This is a genomic window from Tessaracoccus massiliensis, assembly GCF_000826065.2.
Classification (GTDB): domain Bacteria; phylum Actinomycetota; class Actinomycetes; order Propionibacteriales; family Propionibacteriaceae; genus Arachnia; species Arachnia massiliensis_A.
Window position 1 is genome coordinate 443,616 of sequence record NZ_LN623542.1, and the last position, 21,480, is coordinate 465,095.

Genomic DNA, 21,480 nt, shown 5'->3' on the forward strand with positions numbered 1-21,480 from the left:
CTTGGCGTCATGTCTCCGTGCGGCGCGCCATGCGGTAGCGGGCGCAGACGAAGTCTCGGTTGCGGGCCGTGTCGACCAGTTCCAACTGCAGGCTGCGCGGCAGGAGCGGCCGCCCCTCCTCCTTGAACACCTCAGCGACGTCACCGCTGACGATGCGCCCATCCGCCCCTGCGGGCACCGGGGGCTCGCGGTGGGTGAAGACGAACGTCGGCTGGGCGTACTCCCAATTCTCCTGATGCGCGAGCAGCCACTCGTAGGTGGAGCCGCCCATCACGAGCGCGCCGATCTGTTCGATGAACGCGGGATAGGCCATCGGCCCGTCCGTGTCGAAGTCCTGCATGAAGAGCCACTCGAGCGAGTGCTCCGGCGTCGCGATGAAGCCGCCCAAGCTGGAGGCGGTGTAGAAGTGGGTGACCATGATCAACCCTACGCCGCGGAATAGTGTGGGCTCCATGGCGAACTCCCCCACGAAGACGATCGGCACGTTCCACGAGAAGGAACTGGCGAACCTCCTTCTGCGCCTCGTCCGATACTTCGACGCCTACCGGGCAGGCGACATGGCCCCCTGGGAGCTGGACCACGTCCTGTTCCACTACTCGCTCGCGGCGAAGGAGCTGTGGACGTTCTGCAACACCGGATCCCGAGCCGTGACGGCAGACCTCATCAGCCAGGGCGTGCACAGTGACTGGTGGGAGCGCAGCACGCCTCGCAACTGCAAGCGGGACGGCTGCATCATGCCGCCACTCATCCAGCTCCGGCCGATGGAACCGGCCGACGCGGAGGTGATCGCGGCCTGGGGCGACGACCTGCTCTTCTGCGACGAGGCCGGCTGGTCCAGAGAGCTGGATCCCCTGGAGCGGCGCCGACGGTGGGCCGAGCTGGTGGCCGACCTGCCGTCGGACCTCATCCGGCTGACCGCGGTCAGCGACGGCGAGGTGGTGGGTTTCGTCGACCTCCGTGGCGACGAGCCCGAGCGGCGGGAACTCGGCTACGTCGTTGGCGGCCGGGAGCGCTGGGGCAAGGGCCTCGGGACAGCACTGGCCCGCGCGGGGCTGCTCCACGGATTCGACGAGCTGGGGCTGAACGAGATCTGGGCGGAGGCGGCCGACGCCAACCCGGCCTCGGTGCGGATCCTGCAGCGGATCGGAATGACCGAGACGGGCCGCGGCGACGACACCACCTACCTCGACCGCCCCACGTTCTACCGACAGTTCAGGATCACCCGGCTCACCTGACCGCGCGGTCGAGCCGCCCCTGTACCCGCTCGGCATCGATGGCCTTACAGCTCATGCACCTCCAGGCCATCGATGCCGCGGAAGTCATCGGCGTTCAGGGTGTAAACAGGCAGGCCTCGAGATAGCGCTACCGCTGCGATCAAGGCGTCGTAGGCGCGGGCCTTGTGTTTGCGGCCCGCCTCTCGCAGGGATGATGAAACCCGCCCGAAGGCGCGGGCAGCAGCCGAGTCGAACGGCAACGCCTCGAAATCAGACTCAGCCTGCTGCAGAACGACCTGGCGCGCGGCACGAACTGATTCATCTGGAGCAACGAGCGGGCCCACGGACAGTTCCGCGAGGGTGATGGCGGTGATCACCGGCTCGGCTGGGAGCTTCTCGGGCCTGAGCGTGGGCAATGCGATCACCGCCGAGGTATCCAGCACGCCTTCCTGCGGGCGGCTCATAAGGACGGATCCAGCAGCGAATCGATCTCAGCACGCAAGGCGTTCGCGTCGATCTGCGGAACATTGCGCCATCGGGCGGTCAACTCTTCGGCGTTGAGCCGCCGGCGCGGCAGCGGCACCACTTCCGCTACGGGCTCGCCATCCCTGGTGATCGTGAGCGTCTCGCCGCCCGCCACCCGCGCCAGAACATCCGCGCTGCGGTTTCGCAGATCTCGCACCGTTACTCTTCCCATCTCCTCAGTGTATCGCCGGTGATACGCCCTGCCTCGGCAGTGCGCCTGTTCTGGCCCTGGGAAACTGTGCTCCCCGCTCACGCGGGGACGATCCGCCTTGAGGATGCGGTGATCGACCCCGTTGCCGTGGATCGCGACGACGGCGAGCCCTTCGCCCTCCCTGATCACGTGCGCGCGGGGCTGTGCGGTTGCGTCTGTGGTGCTGGGGCCGACCCTACCTGCGGCGGGTAGGTGATGGTGGTGCCGTCGACGGCGGCGAAGTCACGCAGCGTCGCGGGGCCCAGCCGGCCGTCGGGCATGATGTGGCTCACGTCGAAGCCGCGCACCAGCATCGCCTCGGCGACCATCGAGCGGTGGCACCGCCACCAGACGGCCTCCGCGCACATGATGGCGACGGTGTGCTCGGCCGCGGCGTCGATCAGCCGGTCGAGGCCTCGCAGGAACTCCTCGGTGAGCATGTGGTCCGCGTAGCCCTGGAACGACTTGTTCCGCCAGCCGCCGTTGGGCGAATCGGCAGTGACCTTCCGGAGCCCGCCCAACTCGCGCACGTACTCGTGGCCGATGCCGTACTGCTCGAGCGAAGCCGGCAGCGCGTCGAGGTTGAACTGCGGATTGGTCCGCGACCTGGGAACGGTGCGGATGTCCAGCAGCAGGTCGACGCCGTGCTCCTGCAACAGGCCGACGAACTCCTCCAACGGATGGGTGGAGTGCCCGATCGTGTAGAGCATGCCGCCAGCCTACGCCCCAGGCGCGGAGGGCTGAACGTTGGCGCGGACGCCTCAGCCGGCGAGGGCAGCTGTTCCGCTTCAACCATTGCTATCGCCGTAGATGTGTGGCAGTGTTCAGCCCATGATGACCATCAGGAAATGACGCGCTCAGCGCCGCCCGCCTCGAGCGTCCGCTCGGTGGGCCTTTTCAACCATCCCTGATCACATCTCCCGAAAGCACTGAGCATGCTCACCATCTCTGAAATCACCCTGCCGGAAACCGTCGACGACGCCTGGCGCGAGTACCAGCGCATCACCCATGACCACAACGACGAACTCGTCGGCGGCCCCCAGTGGGACGTCTCCTTCGAGGCTGCGTTGGCCGCCGCCCGCGCCGACACCGAGCACGAGGTCCACCGCTACCTCGCCCACCTCGACGGCGTGGCCGTCGCCCACGCCAACACCCGCGTCAACCTCCTCGACAGCCCCGACACGATCAACGTCTTCATCTGCACCATGCGGGAGTTCCGTGGGCGCGGCATCGGCAGAGCGCTCGCCGAACACCTCCGCATGGTGGCCTCCGGCTACGCCGTCCACCAGGCGTGGGCCATGTGCCCCGTTCCAGTACCGGGCGACGACGCCCTCACCCCACCGACAGGTGCGGGCGCCGCGCCCGCCCACCATCCGGCGGTCAAACTCGCGCTCGACTACGGGTTCGCCTTCGAACAGGTCGAGCGGGTGAGTCGCTACGACTTCGCCACCCCATCGATCGACCCCGCCGCGGCCCTCGCAGAGGCGATGAGTCACGCCGGCGTCGACTACGAGATCGTCGCCTGGGAGGGCCCCGCAGACGACGAGATGCTCGCCGACCTCTGCCGCCTTCGCGAGCTCATGTACACCGACACCCCTGCGGGCGGCATGACGGTGCCCGAGGCGAAGTGGGACGTCGACAGGATGCGAGCCTCCGACGAGGAACGCCTGCTGTCCAACCGGATGTTCCGCACCGTCGTGCGCCACATCCCCTCTGGCACGGTGGTCGGGCTCAACGAGCTGATGCTGGACCGCTCCAACCCAGAGGCGTTCGTCGACCAGTGGGACACCGTCGTACTCCCCGAACACCGCGGCAGGCGACTGGGAATGGCCGTCAAGGCCGCCAACCTCATCGCGCTGAAAGAGGCGGTGCCGACGGCGTCCTCCATCATCACCTGGAACGCCGAGGAGAACCGCCACATGCTGGCGGTCAACGAGGCGCTGGGGTTCTACCCGATCCTCGCCGAAGCGGCGTTCGAACGTCGCGGCTGACCACACCCCGATAATCAGCGCTTCCCTAGATTTGGCGGGAGAAAACTGCCATAAGCCTCTATACAGAGGGCATGCGGCTGCTTCCTCCCGCCAAATCTCAGGCGGTCTGGCCTTCGTCCTTGCCCTTGCCGATCTCCTCAACCAGTCACCCCTCCCCCAACTCCCCCAACGCGTCCTCGAAGGCCCGCAAGAGAGGCTCGGAGAAGAGGACGAACCGCACCACTTCCACGCCGGAGGCCTCGGTAGAACGGACGGTGGCCGCTGCGATCCGCGCTACCTCACTGGCATCCCAACCGTAGATGCCGGCGCTCACGGCCGGGAAGGCGACGGTGCGCGCCCCCACCTCCGAGGCCAGCAGCAGCGAGTTACGGAAGCAGGCCTCCAGCAACGCCGGATCCGTCTGGCCCGCGTGCCGGTCGGGGCCGACGGTATGGATCACCCAGCGGGCGGGCAGGTCGTGCGCGCCGGTCGCGACGGCCTCGCCCGTCGGGAGCCCGTCCGGGAGATCGGTCTCGCGGAGCCGACGACACTCGGCCAGCAGCCCCGGCCCCGCCGCCCGGTGGATGGCGCCGTCGACCCCACCCCCGCCCAGCAGGCTGGAGTTGGCGGCGTTGACGATGGCGTCGACGTCCTGGGTGGTGATGTCGCCGAGGACGGCCTCTACGCGGATCGGGTTGCTCATGGGCCCCACGCTACGTCGCGAACGGAACCCGTGTCGCTGTTCCGCCGCACCGTAGGCTGTCCCCATGGACGTCAACCAGTTCTGGGAGCATGCCCGGCAGAGCCCCAGCCTCAACCCCATCCAGGAGTGGATCGGCCCGCGGGTCACCGGCACCGTTCCGCCTCCCGCGTGGGCGTTCGGCGACACCGCTGAGGTCGCCGACCAACTGGCCGACGAGGTGGTCGCCGGCACCAAGACGACCTCCACCAGCCTCCTGTGGCAGTACGAGGCCGAAGGCGCGCCGCTGCCCGAGAAGGGGGATCTCGGCATCGTGCTGGACGGCCGCGACAAACCGCGGGCGCTCATCATGACCACCGACGTGCGGGTCGTGCCGTTCAACGAGGTCGACGACGGGCACGCCCTGGGCGAGGCGCCCAGCCTCGACGAATGGCGGCGTATCCACGAGGAGTTCGCGCGCCGCGTCGACGACGGATCCCATCCGTTCGCACCGGACATGCCGGTGGTGTTGGAGCGCTTCGAGTTGTTGTACTAGCTGCTTGCGCCCTTCGTCGTGACGCGGTGCTCGTTCTCGCACCCGCCACGGCTGGGTCAGGCGCGCAGGGCGTCGCGGACGAGTTCGATCGCGTCGACCGTCTCCACCCGCAGAGCTCGCACTGTCCGGGCGTAGGCTTCGGCCGCCCGCCTGGCATGCTCGAGGGCCTCGGCCGTGACGGGCTCGGCGCCACCGTCGGCGACGAAGGTGCCCGCACGGCCCCGCCCCACCACCAGCCACTCGGCCTCCAGTTCCCGGTAGGCGCGGGCGACGGTGTTGGGTGCGATGCCCAGGTCGTCGGCCAGTTTGCGCACGGTGGGCAGCCTGTCGCCTGGCTCCAGCTGTCCCTGCCGGATCTGCTCAGCGACCTGCCTGCGGAGCTGTTCGAACGGCGGCTCGCCGGAGACCGCATCGATGGCGAACGTCACTTCCGGCGGCCCAGCAGCTTCGCGACGGCCTTGCCGACGCCCTCGGCGCTCATCGGGTTCTGGCCTGTGACGAGGTTGCCGTCGCGCACCACCTTCTCCGCCATGGGGCGAAGCGCCTTGGTGTACCTCGCGCCCTCCTCCTTCAGCGCCTCGTCGAGCCGGAACGGCACGGCCTTGTCGCGGCCGGCCAGCTTCTCCTCGGGCCACGAGAAGCCCGTGAGTTTCCGGCCCTCCACCAACGCGGAGCCGTCCGAGAGCGTCACGCCCAGGAAGCCCGCCGGGCCGTGGCAGACGGCCGAGACCAGGCCGTCGGCCTCGAAGGTCTGGGCGAGGATGTCGGCTAGGACGGGGTTGTGTGGGAAGTCGAACATGGTGCCGTGGCCGCCGGTCAGGTAGACGGCATCCCACTCGTCGGGCGCGATCCCATCGAGCGGCACCGTGTCGTCGAGGAACGACATGAACGACGGATCCTCGTAGCGCTTCTTCGTGCCACCCATGGCGAGCATCAGGGTGCTGAGGCTCTCCGGGTCGAGCGGCACCTGGCCCCCGTCGACGCTGGCGATGGTGAGCTGGTGGCCCTCCTTCTCCAGCACGTCCCAGAAGTGGGTGAGTTCCCCGAGCCACAGGCCCGTGCGGTAGCCGGCCCGTTCGTAGGACGGGGTGCTCGTCGTGACGATCAGCACGCGTGCAGGTGTGGTTCTGGCCATGGCGCCTCCATATTTCGTGTTGCCCCCACTGTGCCACCTCCGGCGCTGGTCACGGCGCTTCGGCGCCTGACCGGCAGGCGCCGTCGCGGCTCACAACCCGACGGCGGTGACCCCGGCCTCGGCCTCCTCCGGCGTGAAACCGTCGTACTCCAGCTGACCGAGCAGTTCCTCGCGGGTAAACTCCCTGAACTCCATGTAGTTCTCCGCCCGGCGTGCGGCCTGCTGGCTCCAGTCCACCTCAATGTTGTCTGCGCCGTAGGCGGCCTCCTCCGGCGTGAAGCCGGTGCTCTCGAGGAGGCGGGCCAGCGCCGACTTCGAATCGGCCGTGATCTCGATGAAGCTCTCGGCCTTCTTGACGGCCTGCGCGTTCCAGTCGATATCCATGCTGTCCACCGCGGCGGTGGCCTCTTCGGTGGTGAAGCCATCGTACTCGAGTTGGTCGATCAGCCCTGACTTCGAGAAAGACGTGAACTCCAGGTAGGACTCGGCCTTCTCCACCGCCTCGGCCACGCCTCCCGCAGCCTCACTCGCAGGGGGCTCCTCCGACGGCTGCGCGACCGGCTCCGTGGTCTCGACGGGGGGCTCAGTCTCCGTGGGGACGACACCCGGTTCGGTGGTCACCGGGGGATCGACGTCCTCGCTGGGCGGCGGGGCGGGCTCCGTCGATTCGACGGTGATGCTGGGCGACGGCGACACCGGCGGCTCGGCGACCTGGCCGCTGTCATCCCGCAACAGGAACCACCACACGCCGAACCCGATGAGCGCCACCAGGGCGATGATCAGCGGAATGAACACGGCCTTCTTCGCATACCAGGGGGTGGGGTTCTCGTGGGGGCCTGCGCCGTAGCCCTGCTGACCCTGGTAGCCGTAGCCACTCTGCTGGCCGTAACCCTGCTGGCTCTGCTGACCGTAGCCCTGCTGGCCATAACTCTGCTGGCCCTGCCCGTATCCCTGGCCCTGCTGGCCAGGCGCCTGGTAGTGGGGATACCCCTGCTGTCCCTGGCTCTGCCCCGAAGGCTGGCTGTTGGCGGAGCGCTGCGAGCCGGGCTGGCCGCCTCCCTGCCTGATCTGGTCGGTCCACTGCCGGCCGTCCCAGTAGCGCTGGCTTCCGTCGGGCTGGGGGTACCAGCCAGCAGGATGTTCGGTCATCGCTCTCCCCGTTCTCGTGATCCCGGCCCCGCTCCGCGTGCAGTCCAGACTCATCGCAGAGTAACAGCTAGCCCCGGCCAGTTCGGGCTTCTCTCGGCGCTCAGGCATCAATTGGCACCGGGGGTCTCCGGCCCGCGCCGGACGGCTGCCTATCTCCCGGGGAACCCGGCGATGAGGAGGGCTGATGCGCATAGCGTTCGTGCGGCCCGGCATGACCAGCCGCCCCACGGATCAAGGTGTGGTCCATCGGATACGGGTCGCGGCTGTACGACGTCACCTTCGACGAGCGGTGCCTCCAGTTGGACGGCCGCCCGGTCGCCTTGGATGTCGCCTATCTGTGAGGGCGCCGGTCTGTCTCATGCTGCTCCTCCTGCTGTTCGGCTGTAGACGACCACGGGGTGGCCGCACTTGTCGCGGGTGGCTCGTTCGAGGCTCATGCCGATGCGCTCGGCCACGCCGCGGGAGGCGGCGTTGTCGGGGTGGATGATGGCCACGACTTGGTGCGCGCCCACCTTGTCGAACGCGTGCTCGACGCAGGCCCGCGCCGCCTCGGTGGCATAGCCGCGGCGCTGCTGGGCCGGGCACACGTGGTAGCCGACCTCGAGGCGCTGTTCGTCGCCGAGGGGCTGCCAGGTGAGGCCGCAGTCGCCGACGAATTCGCCGTCGTGGGTCTCGATGATCCACAGCGCATGCCCGTGTTCGGCGTAGCCGCGACGCGACCAGTCGATCCAGCGTTGCGCCTCCTCGCGCGTCTTGGGGCGGGGGTAGTAGCGCATCACCTCCGGGTCGCCCAGGAGCGCGGCCATCCGGTCCAGATCCCCGTCGGTCATCTCCCGGAAGCGGAGCCGCAGGGTGGGTTCTGGAAGCACGCAGCCATCTTAGGAGACGAGTCCGGCGCCACTCCGCTCGCCACGGTGGCTGAGGAGGAGAGCCTCACCGTTGTCCTCCCCGTGGCGCAGGCCGAAGAGCTGGGCCTCGCCGTCGAGGCGGTGTTCACCTGCATCACTCTGGGGGTGCACTCCGCGCTGGATTCCGTGGGGCTGACTGCAACCGTCTCCACTGCACTGGCTGAGCGGGGGCTCTTGTGCAACGTGATCGCCGGCTACCACCATGACCACCTCCTGGTGCCCGCCCACCAGGCGGAGACGGCGCTCGGCCTCCTCGAGGGCCTCGCGCAACGCTGAGCCCCCAGCCGGTAACGTCTGCCCCATGACGAGCCTCGACCTCCATCGTCTCCTTGCCATCGAGAACTGCGGCTGGCACGCCCTCACAGAAGGAACCGGAAGCGACTTCTACGATGCCCTCATGGCCGACGACTGCGTGATGGTCCTCGCCGGAGGCATGGTGCTCGAGCGGGACGAGGTGCTCATCTCCATGGCTGCGGCAGAGCCGTGGGCCCGCTACGACATCCGCAACCCAGAGGTGATCGAGCTGGGAACCGACACCGCCGCGTTGGTGTACCGTGTCAGCGCGATGCGCCCCGGCGAGGACACCTTCCGCGCCATCAACACCAGCACCTACCGGCTGGTGCGCGGGCACCCCAGGCTGGTGCTCTACCAACAGACGCACATCACGCAGTGACGTGGCTATAGCCAGCGTCAACGACCTCCGCAGTGCCCGCCGCATCCTCATCCACCACGGGCTCCGAAAAATCCACCGCCGCAGAGCAACTGGTGGCGACGCTCGGCCTGCCGGTGCACCTCGTCGATGAGGAGATCGGCTGGGTGCCCGGCTGGGTGCAGCGCCCCGTCGAGGACATGCGCAGGATCGCCGCCGGAACCGTGGAGGAGCCGGAATGGGTGTTCGACTCGGCCCACGGTTTCCTTCCGCGACCTGATCGAGCCGCGCGCCGACGTGATCGTCGGGCTGGTCCGGCAACACCGCCGTGGTGCGGGTGGGCGAAAAGCTGGGCTGGCGCCCCCGCCTCCTGAGCGGGGCGACCCGGCATGATGGCGACCATGCGAACCGTCACCATCGAGACCAGCCGCGGGCCGGCGACCGTGGACCTGCGCACGGCCGAGCCCAGCCGCGCGCTCCTCGTGCTCGGCCCGGGCGCGAGCGGCAAGCCGTTCGACGACCTGTTCGACGTGGCCGCCGCCGCGCAGGCCGCAGGGATCACCGTCGCCATCGTCACCCCTCCCTACGCCGTTGCCGGGCGCAAGGTGCCGCCGCGCGGACCCGCCACCGACGAGGCGTGGGTGGAGGTCATCGACGCGTTGCGTAAGGAGTTCGGGGACCAACCGCTGATCACCGGCGGGCGTTCCTTCGGCAGCAGGGTCGCCTGCCGCACCTCCGCGGAGACCGGCAGCGTCGGCGTGCTGTGCCTCGCTTTCCCGCTGCACCCGCCCGGCAAGCCGGAGCAGACGCGGCTCGAGGACCTTGAGGCCGCCACCGTGCCCACCCTCGTGGTCCAGGGCCGCTCGGATCCGTTCGGGCTCCCACCCGAGGCGACTCACCGGCAGGTGCTCGTCGTCGACGGCGATCACGGCCTGAAGAAGGAACACGACCGCATCGCGGCGGCCGCCGTGGAGTGGATCGACGACCTGCTCGGCTGAGCACCATCACCCGGAAGGGGCTTGCGAAGGCGGCTCGCATCCTGTGAAGGTGGACTATGAGCACTGACGATTTCGCCCCTGAAAACTTCGTTGACCCCGCGGAGGGCAATGAGCTGGACGCGCAGGAGATCGAGGACACCATCCTGGACAACGACGAGGTTTTGCAGGAAGACCTCGGCACCCAGGACCTCATCGACGACGGCGCGGATCCCGCGGACATGACGCCAGATGACCTGCAGGTCGCCGTCGACCGCACGCTCCACGTCGACGAACCGGGCGAGGAGACCATCGCCCAGCGCATGGCGCAGGAAGAGCCAGACGTCCAGGCATGAGCAAGCAGAAGCCCAGGGGCAAGGAGGACAAGAAGGCGGCCGAGGAGCACCTCACCACGGAGACTCAGACCACCACCACCGAGGACCTGGCCCGCGACCCACGCACCGGCGGCGACATCCTCGTCGAGATCATGCGGCAGGCCGGCGTGGACGTGGCGTTCGGCGTGATCAGCATCCACAACCTGCCCCTGGTGGAGGCGGTCGCGCGTGACCTGCGGTTCGTGCCCGTGCGGCACGAGGCCGCTGCAATCAACGCTGCCGACGGCTACGCCCGGGCCACGGGCGGGATCGGCGTGGCCATCACGTCGACGGGCACCGGCGCGGGCAACGCGGCCGGCTCCATGCTGGAGGCGCTCAACGCGCAGAGCCGGGTGCTGCACATCACCGGAAACGTCAACGCCGATCTGATCGGCGAGGGCAAGGGTGCCTACCACGAGGTGCCCCGCCAGCTCGCGATGCTGCAGGCTGTCTCGCATGAGGCGATGCGGATCGAGACGGCGCGGCAGTCACGGAAGGTGCTGAGCGACGCCCTGCGCATGCTCAACACGCCCCCGTTCGGCCCCGTGAGCGTGGACTGGCCCATCAACCTGCAGTACACCGCCGATCCGGAACAGCAGAACAAGGTCCCCGAACGGAAGCCACAGGTGCGCACCGGCGCCCGCCGCGACCTCGAACGCGCCGCAGCCGTCATGGCCGAGGCCCAGCGCCCGCTGATCTGGGCGGGCGGCGGCGCCCGCACCGTCGGCCCGGCGCTGACGGAACTGGCGGAGAGGTGGGGCGCCGGGGTGCTGACCGGCGCGAACGGCCGCGGCTCCGTGCCCGAAGACCACCCGCTGTGCATCGGCAACTTCCCCACACACGAGGCCCTCGACGAGTTGTTGCGCGACGCAGACTGCCTGCTGACCGTCGGCAGCCACCTGCGCGGCAACGAGACCCGCGAGTTCGAACTGCCGCTGCCCGCCAACCACATCCAGATCGACCTCGACCCGGAGGCGCTCGGCCGCAACTTCCCCATCGAGGTGGGGCTGCAGGCCGACGCGGCGAGCGCGGTGCCGGCGCTGCTTGCCGAGTTGGGTGAGCACGCCGTCGACGAGGAGTGGGCGCAGCGCGTCGCCGAGGTCGCGGCCACGGCGCGCAAGGATCTGCGCAAGCAGATCGGCGCCTACGCGGAGATCTGCGACTCGATGCGCAAGCGGCTGCCCAAGGGTTCGCCCATCGTGCGCGACGTCACCATCCCCGGCAGCTCCTGGGGCAACCGGCTGCTACCGATCTTCGAGCCCACCAGCAACGTGCACGCCGCCGGCGGGGGGATCGGGCAGGGGTTGGCGATGGCTGTCGGCGCCGGGGTCGCCCGCCCAGAGGTGCCCACGCTGGCGATCGTCGGCGACGGCGGCCTCGCCGTCCACCTCGGCGAGCTCGCAGTGCTCGCCAATGAGCAGCCACACGTGGTGCTGGTGATCTTCAACGACGGCGGCTACGGCGTGCTGCGCAACCTGCAGAAGGCGCGCGGTGAGAAGAAGCGCGGGGTCGACCTGTTGACGCCGGATTTCGGGTTGCTGGCGGAGTCGTTCGGGCTCAAGCACAAGCGGGTCGAATCTGCCGACGACTTCGATCAGGCGTTGAAGAAGGCCGTCAAGCGCGGCGGCCCGACGGTGATCGAGGTGGCGGTGAAGAAGCTGCGCCCGAAGCCGCAGGCCATGATCCCCGCGATCTCGGTCCCGAACGCCTAGCCGCACCCCGCTCCACTCGCCCGCTCACATCTAGATTTGGGCCTTCAGGGTGCCCACGCGCCCCCTCCGAAAGTAGGAGGCAGAGACCAGACCTCCGTCCGACGACAGCCGTTGCGCCGCCTCGCTACCGTGGAAGCACGGTTCGAGGACGGAGTGCAATGAGCAAGGCGCTGGGTTGGATCATCGCGTTGGTGGTGTTGTTGGGGATCCCGACGGCGTTCTTCGGGCTGGGCTGGATCACCCAGCCCTTGCTGTGGCTGCTGCGCACTCCAGTGCTGCTGCTGGCCATCGTCGCCCTGCTGTTCGTGGGCTGGCACGCCTTTCAGCACACGGAGTTGAAGAACGTGCCCAAGGGGGAGCGGCCAGCCGTCGAGGCGGCCAACAAGCGGCACGTGCGGATCGCGATGCTCACCACCGTCGTCGCCGTGCCCGTCCTGGCCGTGGCGTGGGTGCTGATCTCGTGGAGCCAGCAGACTCAGCTCGTGGGCTCGTTCACCACGAGCGACGAGATCCCCAGCTACGAGTACCGCGCGCCGTTCGTCGTGGCCGAGCAGTTGGCCAACCGCGATCTCGACAACGTGATCGGCGACCGCGTCGGCGCGCACGCCGTCCAATCTGCGGATAACCCCAACCAGTACACGTCCCTGGTGATCCGCCGCGGGTGGCTCGAGGGCTACGCGGCGGTGCAGGTCATCCAGCCGCCGCTGGTGGGCGCCCGGAACCAGACGTCCAACGCCTGCCACTTCGACCCCTCCCACAAGCTCCGCCTCGACGGCTTCGCCCCGAACAACAACCTGGGCTACTCCCTGTCCTTCAAGCGTCCGTTCTCCTTCTGGGACGTCAGCGACTCCTACGGCCTCTGCGACGGCGACGAGCCCGTCGTCGTAGTGCCCCTCAAGAAGCTGGGTGGCTTCTGGCCCGTGGTGACGGCCAGGCCCGACGGGGTCGCCGTCTACCGCGGCGGGGAGCTGAGCGTCTACGGCGCCGACGAGGTGCCCGCCGAGCTCGACGGCCCCACCTACCCCCGCTCCCTGGCCGCGCAGCAGCGCGGCGCCAGCACCGCGTCGGGCTCCTTCGCGGACTGGATCTTCAAGCGCGCCGGGTTCGACACCGCCGGTGGACGTGACAGCGACGACGAGGACGACGAGCAGCAGAGCACCACCGACGAACCCAACGCGGCCAACGCCATCGACTTCTCGCTGATCGACGACGGCGGCGCCGGCGAGTACGTCACCGCGCTCACCCCCGTGGGGGCCTCGGAATCCGTGGTGGCGCTGGGCCACATCAACAACCGGCAGACCGGGGGCGACCTCAACCCGTACGTCGTGTCGCGGTACGAGGAGGCGCTGCCGGCCCTCTCGACCAGCGAGAACCGCATCCGCAGCGACTTCAACCACCTCCCCGGCTGGGCCTCCGGCATGCGGGTGATGGAGATCACGCCGGCTGCAGACGGCAACTTCGTGGCCAGCATCGGGCAGAACCAGGTGGTCACCTACCGGATGCTGGTGGCCACCGATGGCTCGGTGAGCGTCCTCGACCAGGCCGGCGGTGAGGCGCCCGCGGCGTCGGATCCAGCCGCGCCGCCGTCGGAGGGGACGGACCCGGCCACGCTCAGCACGGAGGAACTCCAGCGGCTGATCAAGGAGTATGCGGATGAGTTGGCCGAGCGCGCCGAGGGGTAGCGTGGCGCCATGAATGAGGCGTCCGAGGAGCTGCACGGCATCGCGCGGGAGCTGACCGCCCTGTCGGAGAGCGCGTTGGCGTACTGCACCGACAGGTTCGACATCGAGCGGTTCCACCGGATCGCGGAGATCGCGCGGGACCTGATGCAACTGGTCTCCGCCGATGAGTTGCCGCCCTTCAGCAGGGAGGTGGCGTCGACGGCGGGCTACACCACGCCGAAGATCGACGTGCGTGGCGCGGTGTTCGACGACGACGGGCGCGTGCTGCTGGTGCGCGAGATCCTCGACCACGACCTGTGGACTCTGCCCGGCGGCTGGTGCGACGAGGGCGACACCCCGCGCGGCTCCATCGAGCGCGAGGTGCTCGAGGAGGCCGGGGTGCAGGTGCGCGCCACCCACCTGGCGGCGGTGCTGGACCGCGAGAAGTGGGGGCACCAACCGCCGCTGGACCACCACTGCTACAAGCTGTTGTTCGTCTGCGAGCCCCTCGCCCCCGTCGACCTCACCTACACCAGCGACGAGACCAGCGAGATCGGCTGGTTCGCCGTCGACGACCTGCCGGAGCTCTCCACGGGCCGCATCCTGCCCGCGCAGATCGGGTTGCTGCACCGTCACTGGATCAACCCCACTCCGGCCGATGTTGACTGATCCCCACCCCACTCCCCTGCGCCCAGATCTAGATTTAATGTCGTCTGACGTCCCGAATCTAGATCTGGTGCCGTTGCCGGGCCCCGGGAACCTACGATGCAGGGATGAAGGGCAGCCGCTTCCCGGAGACCGAACCGATCGACCGGCTCTACGAGTGGTTCGCCGACGAGACCGCCGCCACCTCGCCTGTGTGGGAACGGTTGTGCCGCTGGATCGCCCGCACGCCCGAAGTGCACCGTCGCCTCGACGGCCTCCCCGGGCAGGCGCGCCAACCCAACCGGTTCCTCGCCGCAGTCCGCTTCCTCGACGGCCCGACGCGACCCGGCGAGGCCTTCGCAGAGTGGGTCGACGACAACTGGGCTGAGCTGGAGGGAGTCATCCTGACCCGCACCACCCAGACGAATGAGCCGGGGCGGTGCGCCGTCGTCGCGCCTGTGCCCGCGTCGTCCCCGGCATCGACGCGGCGCCTCTGGACGAGCCTCCCGAGGCCGCCACGTTCGTCGTCGCCCTCGACGGCGAACCCCTCGGCTGGGCCCAGGCCCACGGCCGCTCGGTCTCCTGGGCCTGACCTCCGTGAGCAATTGGATGGGGTCGTGGCCCGGATCCGCGATGAGCAATTGGATAGGGTCACGGCGCGACACGCCGGGAAAAATGCCCACGGCGGCCCGTGACCCTATCCAATTGCTCACAGCGCACCCCCGCGGCCTACGCTCCCAACCCGCTCCACGCATGGCGGGCCCGCCAGTTCCTCGCGCGGCTGCACCCCGAGATGGCCGCCAAGCTCGCGCCCGCCGTCGACTACCGGCCACGAGAGCGCTGGTTCCAGAAGTTTGAAACGTCTGTCTACGAGACGGTCGCGCGCTACCGCGAGTGGCGCAACCCTCGCCTTCCCGCCTGAGAGTTCGGGTAGCTGGATTATCTCTACCGATTCAGGGGGTAGGTGTGGATTATCCACACCGAGGCCCCGAATCGGTAGAGATATTTCAGGAGGTCTCGGTGGCCCATCTCTCGCGCGCGGCCTCAGCCTCCAGCGCGTCGCGCACCGCTGCGCCGAGGAAGCGGTAGGCCCACTCCTGCGCAAGCGTGCGGTTCTCCGCGAAGATGATCGGCACCTGCGGGTAGCGCACCTGACACTCACCCAGCATGTCGGCGACCACCGCCGGCTTGACGTGCTTCAGCTTGAAGATCGACGAGTAGCGGTCCTCCACCAGCACCACCGCCCGCGGCACCCCGGCCAACGCCTCCAGCCGGAAGCGCAGCTTGCCCGACGTCAAGCTCCCCGCAAGATCCTCCAGCGACTTCCGCTCGACGACGGCAACCACCTCGTCGTCAACCTTCGCCGCGTAATCACCCACCGGCAGTGCCTCTTTCACGGTGGTCACCTGCTGCTGGGTGAACTTCCAGGCGTAACGCTCGCGGGTGTCGACGGAGAACTGCAGGTCCGCCAGGCCCGAGGCGCGCGCTGTCGGCAGGGCGACGTTGGGCCGGGCAGCCTTCGTGGTGCGCGCCGACTGCCAGAAGATCATCTCCCGCCCCCGCGCCTGGGTGATGACGAACTGGGAGCGTGATTCGCGGGCGCGGTCCACCTCGATCGTGATCGCCGCGCCCCGCTGCACGCAGGAGCGCAGCGGCAGCTCCTCGACGATCTCGACGATCTCGGCGTCCTCCGGCCACGGCAGGCCGTGCCGGTGGCAGTAGATCTTCGACGCCCGGGGCCAGGTGTCCTTGACCCGCAGCACCAGACCGTCACCGATGGGGATCCGCACCAGATACGGCAGCGTCGATTCCTCCGGGTTGCGCGCAATCTGCAGCGTCAGCACCAATCCCTCCTTGACCCCTGTTGGCCCCACCCATGACCTGGGTTAAGCTAGTCGGAACCGCCGGGGCCATGACTCATTCCAAGCGAGCTTGCTCGTTCTGTCAGACCCCGGCGGCCCTTTCAGGTCAAGCGGATCAGCCCTTCATCGACCCCGTCTCGGCCAGGTTCTGGTGGAACGAGAACGCGGTCTCCAGATCGTGCGGCGTGTGCAGTGGCTTGCCCGGCGCCTCGGCCCGCTTCACGTACTCCTCGAGCAGCGGCCGGTACTCCGGGTGCGCGATCTCGATCATCTTGCGGGAACGCTCGCGCGGCGCCAGGCCACGCAGATCGGCGTAGCCGTATTCACTGATGACCACCATGGCGTCGTGCTCGGTGTGGTCGATGTGCGTGGCGAACGGCACGATCGCGGAGATCGCCCCGTCCTTGGCCACCGACGGCGTGATGAAGCTGGAGATCCAGGCGTTGCGCGTGAAGTCACCCGAGCCGCCGATGCCGTTCATGATGCGCGAACCGGACACGTTGGTGGAGTTGATGTTGCCGTAGAGATCCGCCTCGATCATGCCGTTGGTGGCGATCAGGCCGACACGACGGATGACCTCGGGGTGGTTCGAGACCTGCAGCGGGCGGGTGACGATGTACTCGCGGTAGCGCTTCGCCTCGGCGTTCATCTTCTCCGCGTACTCCGGCGACAGCGAGAACGACGTCGCGGACGCGACCGACATCTTGCCGGCGTCGATCAGGTCGACCATGCCGTCCTGAATGACCTCGGTGTAGGCCTGGATGTTGGTGAACTTCGAATCGAGCAGGCCCGCCATCACGGCGTTGGGCACGTTGCCGACGCCAGACTGCATGATGTAGCCGTCGTACGCGAGACGCCCGGCCTTGACCTCACCTTCGAGGAAGTCCAGGAAGTGGCCGGCGATCTGGCGCGACACGTCGTCGATGGGCTTGAACGGGGCGTTGCGGTCCGGCAGGTCCGTCTCCACCACCGCGACCACCTTGTCGAGGTCGATGTCGATGTAGGTGGTGCCGATGCGCTGCCCGGGCTCCTTCAGCGGGATGGGCTCACCCTTCTTGACACGGTAGATGTCCGCCATGCCTTCCAGGTCTTCGGACTGCCAGGAGTTGACCTCGATGATGATGCGATCTGCGAGATCGAGGTACTCCACGTTGTTGCCCACGCCCGACGACGGCACCAGGTGGCCGTCGTCCGTGATCAGCGCGGCCTCGACGATGGCCACGTCGAGCTGGCCGTGGAAGCCGTCCACGACCTGGCGGGCGGAGTGCGACAGGTGCACGTCGACGTACATCATGTCGCCGGCGTTGATGGCGTTACGCATCGCCGGGTCCGACTGGTAGGGGCGACGGTGGCCGATGGCGGCGGCGTCGGTGAGGATGCCGTCGCAGTCAGGGGCGGTGGATGCGCCGGTGAACAGGTCGATCGTGTACTCCTCGCCACGCGCATGGACGTCGATGGCGTGGTTGGCGATGGCGGTGGGCATGGCCTTGGGGTAGGCGGAGCCGGTGAAGCCGGACATGCCGACCTTGTCACCGTTGTGGACGAACTGGACAGCCTCGTCGGCCGACATGACCTTCCCACGTAGCGCGGCTTTGCGGACACGGTTGGACACTTGGGTCTCCTAGGGTTGCGGATTCGCGGCCCATCATAGGCTGAGCGACCCCGCCGCACGCCGGTTGCGCGGGAATGATATAAGACCGATTTCAGGGCGCGATGCGGTAGCGCCGGAACGCCGGGAACGCGGCCGCCGCGACAGCGATGCCGAGCAGCACCAGCAGACCACCGCCGCCGGTGGCCCAGGCCGCCCCAACCATCTCCGCGACACCGCCGTGCACCACGTCCGCGATGCGTGGCCCGCCCGCCACCACCACGATGAACACGCCCTGCAGCCGGCCGCGGCGTGCGTCGTCGGTGGCACTGAGCAGGATGGACTGGCGGAAGGCGGCCGAGGCCATATCGGCCGCGCCACCGATCACGAGCATGCCGAGCGCGAGGCCGAGCATCGCGCGGGTCGCCCACTGCGCCAGCCCGACGGCGAGCCCCATCACCGCCATCGCCCCGCCCCACACCGCGATCGCCCACAGCACCGCGGCACCCTGCCGCTGCACGCGTGAGACCCAGCCGCCGAACACCCCGCCCAGCACGGCGCCGGCGGGCATCGCGGCGTACAGGAGCGCGAACTCCGGCCCACCTTCGGCGGGCCCGCCGAACTGCGCGTGCGCCATCTCCGGGAACAGGGCGCGGGGCATGCCGAACACCATCGCGATGAGGTCGACCACGAAGCTCAGCAGCAGGATCTTGTGCGCCCCCAGGTAGACCAGCCCGTCGACGACAGCGCGCAGCCCCGGGGAACCCTGCGGGTTGTCGACCGGCAGCGGCGGCAGCTTGTAGACCGCGTAGAGGGTGGCGAAGAGGGTGAGCGTGTCGATGAAGTAGAGCCACTCGTAGCCCAGCACCGGGATCAGCGCGCCGCCCACGAGCGGCCCCGCGATCGCGCCGGCCGACATCACCGTCATGTTGAGCGCGTTCGCCGCCGGCAGTTGGTCCTTGGGCAGGAGTTTGGGGAGGATCGCGGTGCGGGTGGGCTGGTTGACGGCGAAGAACGCCTGCTGCACGGAGAACAGGGTGAGCAGCAACCACACGTTGTTCAGTTCGAGGAACGCCTGCAGCCAGAACAGCGCGGTGGTGGCGATCAGCCCGCCGGTGGTGATCTCGAGGAGCCGACGTCGATCCATGCTGTCGGCCAGCGCCCCACCCCAGAGCCCGAAGACCACCAGAGGCACTAGGCCGAAGACGCCGGTAAGCCCCACCATGCCGGAGGATCCGGTGATGGCGTAGATCTGCGCGGGCACGGCGACCACGGTGAGTTGCGCTCCGATGACCGTGACGATGTTGGCGGTCCACAGGCGTCGGAAGTCCGGGGTCCGAAGCGGCCGGGTGTCGGCGAATATCCCGCGCAGCTTGCTGGCGAGGCTCACTCTTCGGCTCCCTGGTGGATCATGACGGTGAGATTACCCCTGTCGCCGGCCCCATCGTCGACCCCGGCGCCTCCCTGCAGGCTTGGCCTTGTGCTGACCTCCTCAACCGAGCTCGTTCACCGACAGCGAAACAGGGTTGAGTCACCCACGCTCAATTCTGACTTGACTTTCTCGGAGCGCGGATTAAAGTTGAGTCCATCAAGCTCAACTTGTAGATGCCTAGTGAAAGGAAACATCATGGCTCGCACCTTTGACCCCTTCCGCGACATGGAGCGCCTCTTCGAGGCCCGCTCCACGCAGCCCGGCATGAACATGGACCTCTACCGCACCGGTGACCACTTCATCGCCGAGATCGACCTCCCGGGCGTCGACCCGTCCAGCATCGACATCGACATCGACGACCGCACGCTGACCATCCGCGCCGAGCGCAAGTCCACGGCCAGCGAAGATGCCCAGTGGCTCGCCCGCGAGCGCTCCACCGGCACCTTCGCCCGCCAGCTCTCGCTGGGCCCCGGCATCGACGCGGCCAAGATCGAGGCGGATTACACCGACGGCGTGCTCACCGTGACCCTCCCGGTTGCGGAGGAGTCCAAGCCGCGCAAGATCAGCGTCGCCCACTCGGGCGGCCAGCGTGAGATCAAGTCCGAAGTCGTCGAGGACGGCCAGGAGGGCTGACCCTCCGTCGCGCTGACCCCACTGAGCCGGCCTCGCAGACAGTGTCTGCGGGGCCGGTTCTCGTCTGCGACGCCGGTTCGGCCCCGGAAACCGCGGCGCGGGGGCACACTGGAGTATGGCCAGGCTCGACGACGCGTTCGACGTGGTGGCGCGCGCCGATTTCCTCCCGCCGCCGGTCAGACCCTTCGCGGATCTCGACCGCGCGCTCGCGATCGGGCATGACGCCACCAACTCCCAACCGTGGACCGTGCGCTACATGCTGGAGCACCTCGACCCTCAGCCCGGCGACAAGGTGCTCGACGTCGGCAGCGGCTCCGGCTGGACCACCGCGCTGCTCGCCTACCTGGTGGGCGAGCAGGGCTCAGTGATTGGCGTCGACATCGTGCCGGATCTGGTGAAGATGGGGCGGGCCCACCTGGGTGACCGCTTCCCCTGGGCGCGCATCGGCCTGGCCGAGGGCGAGGTGCTGGGCTGGCCGGACGAGGCCCCGTTCGACCGCATCCTGGTCTCCGCGGACGGCGGCCGCATCCCCGAGGAGCTCGAGGCTCAACTCGCCGCGGGAGGCCGCATGGTGCTGCCCGCAGCCCAGCGCATCACGATCGTCGACAAGGACGTCGACGGGAGGATCACCCGCAGCGCCGCCGCGGTGATGTTCAGCTTCGTCCCGCTGCGATAGTCGCTCAGGGGCCGAGGAGGGCCTGCGCCGTCGGCTCGTCGGTGACCAGCGCGTCGATCAGGCCACCGCGGACGGCGCCGCGGATGGCCGCCACCTTCTCCACTCCCCCGGCGACCCCCACCACGTTGCTCATCCCCCGCAATTCATCCAGGCCCACGCCGATGCGCCGCTCGGACCAACTGGTCTCCACCACGCGGCCGTTGGCGTCGTACCACTCGCCCAGCATGTCGCCGACGGCGCCGCGGGCCGCGAACTCCGCCACCTCGTCGTCGGTGGTGACGCCGGCGAGCACCGCCGAACCGCCCGGAGTCGCTGAACCCATCCCCGTGAGCGTCACGACGGCGGAACGGGCCAGGTCGAGCACCTCGCGCACTGCATTCTCCTGCGCCAGGGCCTGAGCCATCGAGGCGCTGGAGACCAGCAGCGGCGCGGGCACGGTGCGCAGCCGACGCATCACGCCGGGAGACCGGGTGAGCACCTCGTCAATCCCGCTCAGCTCGCCGGCGCACGCCACAAACTGCACCCCCTCGATGTGTTCCTCCGAGAGTTCGACGAGGGCCCGGGCCACGGAGTCGCCCCAGGAGACGCCGACGACTGCGCCCGGGTGGAGGTGCCGTCGGGCGTAGGCCGCCAGCGCTGCGGCGACGCGCTCGTTGGTGCGCTCGCGGGAGAGTCGCCCCTCGGCGGTGGGCACGACGATCACGTCGCTGAGGCCGGAGGCATCCTTGAGCTGGGTGGCCAACTGCATGGCGGCCAGGTACTGCGTGTCCATCTCGATGCGCACGATGCCGTGCTGCCGCGCCGCTTCCAGCAGGCGGCCCACGGTTTGGCGGGAGACGAACAGCCGCTTGGCCACCTGGGCCTGCGTCAAACCGTCCTCGTAATAGAGCCAGGCGGCGCGCACGACCAGGTCAAGATCGTTCGGCGTGGGCGTCAGCATGTCGCCTC

Annotated in this window: 28 protein-coding genes; 15 read left to right on the top strand and 13 right to left on the bottom strand. The window is 68.8% G+C overall.

The window, feature by feature from the left end; translation table 11 throughout:
• Positions 1 to 7: 7 nt before the first annotated feature.
• Complete coding sequence (locus BN1186_RS09195) at positions 8 to 454, bottom strand: dihydrofolate reductase family protein (protein WP_246043281.1); 447 nt, start codon at positions 452 to 454, stop codon at positions 8 to 10.
• On the opposite strand from BN1186_RS09195, the gene BN1186_RS09200 reads away from it, so the two are divergent.
• The gene (locus tag BN1186_RS09200; RefSeq protein WP_180349052.1) at positions 453 to 1,235 is read left to right on the top strand and encodes a GNAT family N-acetyltransferase; all 783 of its coding nucleotides are present in this window, start codon (positions 453 to 455) and stop codon (positions 1,233 to 1,235) included. The genes BN1186_RS09195 and BN1186_RS09200 overlap by 2 nt on opposite strands.
• 44 nt (positions 1,236 to 1,279) lie before the next feature.
• Here BN1186_RS09200 and BN1186_RS09205 read toward each other — a convergent pair whose 3' ends face one another.
• From BN1186_RS09205 to BN1186_RS09215, 3 genes are all read right to left on the bottom strand, one after another.
• On the bottom strand, positions 1,280 to 1,678 hold the full coding sequence (locus tag BN1186_RS09205) for a type II toxin-antitoxin system VapC family toxin (RefSeq protein ID WP_040283721.1): 399 nt from the start codon (positions 1,676 to 1,678) through the stop codon (positions 1,280 to 1,282).
• Positions 1,675 to 1,911 carry a type II toxin-antitoxin system Phd/YefM family antitoxin gene (locus tag BN1186_RS09210; protein ID WP_040283992.1) on the bottom strand — a complete coding sequence of 79 codons (237 nt, stop codon included), beginning with the start codon at positions 1,909 to 1,911 and terminating at the stop codon, positions 1,675 to 1,677. Before BN1186_RS09210 ends, BN1186_RS09205 begins: the two co-directional genes overlap by 4 nt.
• Positions 1,912 to 2,075: 164 nt before the next feature.
• On the bottom strand, positions 2,076 to 2,639 hold the full coding sequence (locus BN1186_RS09215) for a DUF488 domain-containing protein (RefSeq protein WP_052459990.1): 564 nt from the start codon (positions 2,637 to 2,639) through the stop codon (positions 2,076 to 2,078).
• A gap of 225 nt (positions 2,640 to 2,864) precedes the next feature.
• On the opposite strand from BN1186_RS09215, the gene BN1186_RS09220 reads away from it, so the two are divergent.
• Complete coding sequence (locus BN1186_RS09220) at positions 2,865 to 3,920, top strand: GNAT family N-acetyltransferase (RefSeq protein ID WP_040283722.1); 1,056 nt, start codon at positions 2,865 to 2,867, stop codon at positions 3,918 to 3,920.
• Positions 3,921 to 4,065: 145 nt separating this feature from the next.
• Here the strand turns inward: BN1186_RS09220 and BN1186_RS09225 are convergent, their stop codons facing one another.
• Positions 4,066 to 4,602, bottom strand: a complete 537-nt coding sequence (locus tag BN1186_RS09225) for an O-acetyl-ADP-ribose deacetylase (protein WP_040283723.1) — start codon at positions 4,600 to 4,602, stop codon at positions 4,066 to 4,068.
• A gap of 64 nt (positions 4,603 to 4,666) precedes the next feature.
• On the opposite strand from BN1186_RS09225, the gene BN1186_RS09230 reads away from it, so the two are divergent.
• Complete coding sequence (locus BN1186_RS09230) at positions 4,667 to 5,134, top strand: ASCH domain-containing protein (protein WP_040283724.1); 468 nt, start codon at positions 4,667 to 4,669, stop codon at positions 5,132 to 5,134.
• A gap of 56 nt (positions 5,135 to 5,190) precedes the next feature.
• On the opposite strand, the gene BN1186_RS09235 is transcribed toward BN1186_RS09230, so the two are convergent.
• The 4 genes from BN1186_RS09235 to BN1186_RS09250 all read right to left on the bottom strand — a co-directional run bounded on the left by BN1186_RS09235 (position 5,191) and on the right by BN1186_RS09250 (position 8,287).
• Positions 5,191 to 5,562 (bottom strand): GntR family transcriptional regulator, encoded by a 372-nt coding sequence (locus BN1186_RS09235; protein ID WP_040283725.1) that lies wholly within the window; start codon positions 5,560 to 5,562, stop codon positions 5,191 to 5,193.
• Positions 5,559 to 6,269: a type 1 glutamine amidotransferase domain-containing protein gene (locus tag BN1186_RS09240; protein ID WP_040283726.1), complete on the bottom strand. Its 711-nt coding sequence runs from the start codon at positions 6,267 to 6,269 to the stop codon at positions 5,559 to 5,561. Before BN1186_RS09240 ends, BN1186_RS09235 begins: the two co-directional genes overlap by 4 nt.
• 90 nt (positions 6,270 to 6,359) lie before the next feature.
• Positions 6,360 to 7,418 carry an Ltp family lipoprotein gene (locus BN1186_RS09245; RefSeq protein ID WP_052459991.1) on the bottom strand — a complete coding sequence of 353 codons (1,059 nt, stop codon included), beginning with the start codon at positions 7,416 to 7,418 and terminating at the stop codon, positions 6,360 to 6,362.
• A gap of 356 nt (positions 7,419 to 7,774) precedes the next feature.
• The gene (locus tag BN1186_RS09250; RefSeq protein WP_040283727.1) at positions 7,775 to 8,287 is read right to left on the bottom strand and encodes a GNAT family N-acetyltransferase; all 513 of its coding nucleotides are present in this window, start codon (positions 8,285 to 8,287) and stop codon (positions 7,775 to 7,777) included.
• A 6-nt stretch (positions 8,288 to 8,293) separates the two neighbouring features.
• On the opposite strand from BN1186_RS09250, the gene BN1186_RS09255 reads away from it, so the two are divergent.
• The 10 genes from BN1186_RS09255 (at position 8,294) to BN1186_RS09300 (ending at position 15,263) form a co-directional block, all read left to right on the top strand.
• Positions 8,294 to 8,602 (top strand): ACT domain-containing protein, encoded by a 309-nt coding sequence (locus BN1186_RS09255; RefSeq protein WP_139651040.1) that lies wholly within the window; start codon positions 8,294 to 8,296, stop codon positions 8,600 to 8,602.
• Between the two features lie 25 nt (positions 8,603 to 8,627).
• The gene (locus BN1186_RS09260) at positions 8,628 to 8,999 is read left to right on the top strand and encodes a nuclear transport factor 2 family protein (RefSeq protein WP_040283728.1); all 372 of its coding nucleotides are present in this window, start codon (positions 8,628 to 8,630) and stop codon (positions 8,997 to 8,999) included.
• Positions 9,000 to 9,031: 32 nt separating this feature from the next.
• Positions 9,032 to 9,349 (top strand): P-loop NTPase family protein, encoded by a 318-nt coding sequence (locus tag BN1186_RS09265; RefSeq protein ID WP_052459993.1) that lies wholly within the window; start codon positions 9,032 to 9,034, stop codon positions 9,347 to 9,349.
• Between the two features lie 27 nt (positions 9,350 to 9,376).
• Positions 9,377 to 9,973: an alpha/beta hydrolase family protein gene (locus BN1186_RS09270; RefSeq protein WP_040283996.1), complete on the top strand. Its 597-nt coding sequence runs from the start codon at positions 9,377 to 9,379 to the stop codon at positions 9,971 to 9,973.
• 56 nt (positions 9,974 to 10,029) lie between these two features.
• A complete protein-coding gene (locus BN1186_RS09275) occupies positions 10,030 to 10,305 on the top strand; it encodes a hypothetical protein (RefSeq protein ID WP_040283729.1) in 276 nt (91 codons plus the stop codon).
• Complete coding sequence (locus tag BN1186_RS09280) at positions 10,302 to 12,035, top strand: thiamine pyrophosphate-binding protein (protein WP_082031219.1); 1,734 nt, start codon at positions 10,302 to 10,304, stop codon at positions 12,033 to 12,035. The genes BN1186_RS09275 and BN1186_RS09280 overlap by 4 nt, the downstream gene beginning before the upstream one ends.
• Before the next feature lie 158 nt (positions 12,036 to 12,193).
• Positions 12,194 to 13,717, top strand: a complete 1,524-nt coding sequence (locus tag BN1186_RS09285) for a hypothetical protein (RefSeq protein WP_040283730.1) — start codon at positions 12,194 to 12,196, stop codon at positions 13,715 to 13,717.
• 9 nt (positions 13,718 to 13,726) lie between these two features.
• Positions 13,727 to 14,365 (top strand): NUDIX hydrolase N-terminal domain-containing protein, encoded by a 639-nt coding sequence (locus tag BN1186_RS09290; protein WP_040283731.1) that lies wholly within the window; start codon positions 13,727 to 13,729, stop codon positions 14,363 to 14,365.
• 104 nt (positions 14,366 to 14,469) lie between these two features.
• Positions 14,470 to 15,036, top strand: coding sequence for a DUF2332 family protein (locus BN1186_RS09295; protein WP_040283732.1), 567 nt, complete (start codon positions 14,470 to 14,472; stop codon positions 15,034 to 15,036).
• A complete protein-coding gene (locus BN1186_RS09300; RefSeq protein WP_139650995.1) occupies positions 15,033 to 15,263 on the top strand; it encodes a hypothetical protein in 231 nt (76 codons plus the stop codon). Before BN1186_RS09295 ends, BN1186_RS09300 begins: the two co-directional genes overlap by 4 nt.
• An 85-nt stretch (positions 15,264 to 15,348) precedes the next feature.
• Here the strand turns inward: BN1186_RS09300 and BN1186_RS09305 are convergent, their stop codons facing one another.
• From BN1186_RS09305 to BN1186_RS09315, 3 genes are all read right to left on the bottom strand, one after another.
• Positions 15,349 to 16,185, bottom strand: coding sequence for an ERCC4 domain-containing protein (locus tag BN1186_RS09305; protein ID WP_218975443.1), 837 nt, complete (start codon positions 16,183 to 16,185; stop codon positions 15,349 to 15,351).
• Between the two features lie 133 nt (positions 16,186 to 16,318).
• The gene (scpC, locus tag BN1186_RS09310; protein WP_040283733.1) at positions 16,319 to 17,815 is read right to left on the bottom strand and encodes a succinyl-CoA:acetate CoA-transferase ScpC; all 1,497 of its coding nucleotides are present in this window, start codon (positions 17,813 to 17,815) and stop codon (positions 16,319 to 16,321) included.
• 91 nt (positions 17,816 to 17,906) lie between these two features.
• Positions 17,907 to 19,181, bottom strand: coding sequence for an MFS transporter (locus BN1186_RS09315; protein WP_218975444.1), 1,275 nt, complete (start codon positions 19,179 to 19,181; stop codon positions 17,907 to 17,909).
• Positions 19,182 to 19,418: 237 nt separating this feature from the next.
• On the opposite strand from BN1186_RS09315, the gene BN1186_RS09320 reads away from it, so the two are divergent.
• Together BN1186_RS09320 and BN1186_RS09325 are read left to right on the top strand one after the other, a co-directional pair.
• The gene (locus BN1186_RS09320) at positions 19,419 to 19,856 is read left to right on the top strand and encodes an Hsp20/alpha crystallin family protein (RefSeq protein WP_040283734.1); all 438 of its coding nucleotides are present in this window, start codon (positions 19,419 to 19,421) and stop codon (positions 19,854 to 19,856) included.
• A 115-nt stretch (positions 19,857 to 19,971) separates the two neighbouring features.
• Entirely contained in the window at positions 19,972 to 20,532 is a 561-nt protein-coding gene (locus BN1186_RS09325) for a protein-L-isoaspartate O-methyltransferase family protein (RefSeq protein WP_040283735.1), read from the top strand.
• A 4-nt stretch (positions 20,533 to 20,536) separates the two neighbouring features.
• Here the strand turns inward: BN1186_RS09325 and BN1186_RS09330 are convergent, their stop codons facing one another.
• Positions 20,537 to 21,472 (bottom strand): sugar-binding transcriptional regulator, encoded by a 936-nt coding sequence (locus BN1186_RS09330; protein WP_040283736.1) that lies wholly within the window; start codon positions 21,470 to 21,472, stop codon positions 20,537 to 20,539.
• Between the last annotated feature and the right edge of the window lie 8 nt (positions 21,473 to 21,480).